Raw genomic sequence first — 3,294 nt, 5'->3', positions numbered from 1 at the left:
TTCGATCAAGTTTAGGAATGGTTCGGAAATCACTTCGACATAAGACCGCCCGGGCGGACCGCGAAGTTATTTCCTAACAATTCCTCGATTTGTTTGCGATGTCAGCGGATTTTGCGATGTCAGTGGATATCGACGACGCGGTCCTTCGAAAACGATCTACTGAATCCACTCGATTCTCAGTCCCGTCTGCGGCTGATCCGCATCGTCCATTCGTTGATGGTACATCCACAGCCGGGCGTCGTCGGCGAAGGCGATGTGGGTGATGGGGCCGAGGTTGTTTGCCGGGATCAGGGTGCCGATGAACCGCAAATCACGCGAGTTCCAAATGGCGATCGATCCATCATGGCCGCCGGTCAACAAGCTTTCGCGATCGGGTGTGATCGTGATCGAGCTCATTTCCGGCCAACGCCGCTGTCCGTCTTCATCAGACTCCCAGCGATTGCCTGTTTTCAAAATGTGACCTTGCCAATCATGCAGCCGAATTCGGCCATCGAACGCCGCCGAAAAAATTCTCTTGGTGGCATAATCGGCGCATGTCGCACGGAATTGGTTCACCCCGCGTGTGACCACGTTTCCGTCACCTTCATCGAATCGATATTCTCCGATGTATTCGCCAAACAACAAACAATGATTCGTCCGATGCAGCAGACTGGCACGATGGTCCACGGGCAATCGTAATTGGCCAACGATCACCAGTTCGTTTTTTGTGTTATCGGAATCGAGTGCGTCTGTGGGCAATTGGCACAATTTGATCACGTAGCCACGGTCGGAAGAGACGAGCATCTGATTGCCGTCAAAGCCAAACTCGACCTGGACGAGTCTTCGGCCATCCGTCTCGCATTCCGGACACATGACCGAGTACGAGACCGTCGGTTTCAAGAGATTGACCAGCTGAGCGTTGCCGTTGTCGTATCCCACGCTGACCCAATGATCGTTCGGTGAGACTTTGATTTGCGTCGGTAACTCTCCGAGGCGGGGAGTTTGCACCTGATTGATTTGCAAGGTTTTAGTATCGACCCAGAGCACCTCTGAATTACCGCAGGCCACGAGTGCCGTTTTCCCATCGTGAGTGAGCGCCGCGTCGATGGAATGGTGAGTCGTGGCGATTTGAGGATCCATGATCGCGTGAAAGGGGCTGATGGCGACGGACCCATCTTCACCACCACTTAGAATGCGTCCCTGGTCATCGATCGAGATCTCGGTAACGACGCTGGTGTGGAAAACATTGAAACCGGTGGGATCCAGCACGCTTTGAGGGGGCGTCGTTTCGTCGGTTGCGGTCGCGATGGTCTTGCTCAAGTCCCACGTGACGATCGCTCCATTGTGAAAACCTGCGACGACTTGATGTCCCCGATCGGAGATCGCCACACAATTCGGTTTGCCGATCGGTTGCTCGAGTCGGATTTTGCGATTCGGTGATTCCAAATCGATCAAATACAGATAATCAACATCAGAGAATGTGCAAACGAGATAGCGTCCATCTTTGGACCACGCCATTCGATAAACCAGATTTCCCAAGCCGAATTCCTCGGTGATCGATGGATTATCGACGTTAACGAGTCGCGGCGTATTTTGCTGTTTCAATATCAGCAATTGTTTGCCATTTTGCGAAAAGGCAATGTCATGGTTTCGCCGAGGTGCGTCAATCGAGATGACGGAGGCGTTTTTCGAGGTTGGTTCGGTACGAAATACCGGGAAGATCTGAACCGGTTCGTAGCGGCAACCGACCGCGATCCGCGCGTCATCGGGGCTGAAAGCAAGTGATTGGACGGTGGAGGGAAAATCGGTCAAAGGTGCCGGAAACGGTGAACCGTCAAGCGAAATGAACTCAACCTCGTTTCGTGTTTCTAACCATTCCCCGTCTTGGGCAATCTGTTTGCCCACTGCCATCAAGGTTTCGTCGGCAGTGACCGCCACCGAATAGACATGGGTGTCATCGGGAAAGACAAACTCTTGGGTCACCTCTGCATTGTCAAGGCGATGAATCCGAATGATTCCTTCTTCGCTGACGACGAGGCCGCGATCACTTTGCTTCAAAATCAGCAGGTCGCGGATCTGACTGGTATGCCGATCCAGGGCAAGCCAATGTTTACTGGCGCGTGATTTTAACAAACGCAAATCATCGCCGATGGGAATCACCCCCGCAGCGAATCGCTCGATCGACTCGGCAATCTGAATCGCCTTGGCCGGACTCTTGCTCGCCAACGACGAATAGGCGTATCGCAAATCGGAATGGTAGGCCGTTTGAATCGCTGTCCGTTCGTGCTCCTTTGCTAGATCTCGTTGCACACGCGTTTGACGTTCCTGATGGATCGCGATTTCTTTCCGGATTTGAATGTCGGCTAGCGCGAGTTGCAACGATTTTTGTTTGTCGGCCAGACGACGATTGCTGCTGGCGAGAACCATGGCGCCGCCAGCAATCAACAAAAACACGGTGGCCAACAAGCCCGTTTCCAACGGGGACCTGCGAGCAGCGTTAATGGTTCGTTCGACGAGCGAACGAGGGCGAGCGTGGACCATCAATCCTTGCTGCCATCGGTTCAGATCCGCCGTCAATTCACTCGCATTGGCGTACCGCTGTGCGGGATCCTTGGCAAGGCATTTCATGCAGATCGCTTCGAGATCCTTGGGAATGCCGGGTGAAACGATGTGAGGAGCGACGGGTTTTGCGAAGCAAATCGATTCAAACACCTCTTCCGCGTTTCTGCCGCGGTGTGGCAGTATTCCTGTCAGCATTCGATAGGTCAGCACGCCAAGCGAAAAAATATCGCACGATTCCCCATGCGTCTGTTCGCTGTGCAGTACCTGCTCGGGAGCCATGTAGTGAAGCGTTCCGACCATACGGTCATCCGAGTCGATCTGCGAATCGGAAAACAGGTCTCGAACCAGCCCAAAGTCGGTTAACCGCGGCGATAATCGTGACGGCTGCTCAGCCGTTTCGTTGGGGTGCAGCAAAATATTCTGCGGTTTGATGTCACGATGAACCAGCCCGCGTTCGTGGACATGCACGATCGCATCGGCTAAACGCAAAATCGTGTCGCCTACCACGGACGGATCAACCGGCCCAGCGTGGTTTTTCAACCATTGGGCAAGCGTCGGCCCCTCACAGAACTCGGAAACGAGATAGACCGATTGCGAATCTTGGAACGCTTCGTACAGCGGAACCAAGCAGGGGTGGTTCAACCGTGCTGCGGCGCGTGCTTCGAACAACCGAGGATCCTCGTCGTCGGATTCCGCATTGCGGGTTCGGCGAAATGATTTTAACGCGACCTCGCGTTGCAACATCTCGTCATA

At 53.8% G+C, this 3,294-nt stretch carries 1 protein-coding gene; it reads right to left on the bottom strand.

Annotated elements, in window-relative coordinates; translation table 11 throughout:
- Positions 1-156 precede the first annotated feature (156 nt).
- Positions 157-3,294: protein kinase (locus ABX962_RS33130; protein ID WP_372725961.1), on the bottom strand; the 3,138-nt coding region annotated here is incomplete at its 5' end.

This window comes from Novipirellula sp., assembly GCF_041583735.1.
Lineage (GTDB): Bacteria > Planctomycetota > Planctomycetia > Pirellulales > Pirellulaceae > Novipirellula.
Note: the sequence above shows the minus strand (reverse complement) of the source record. Positions and strands in the feature narration are given on the sequence as shown.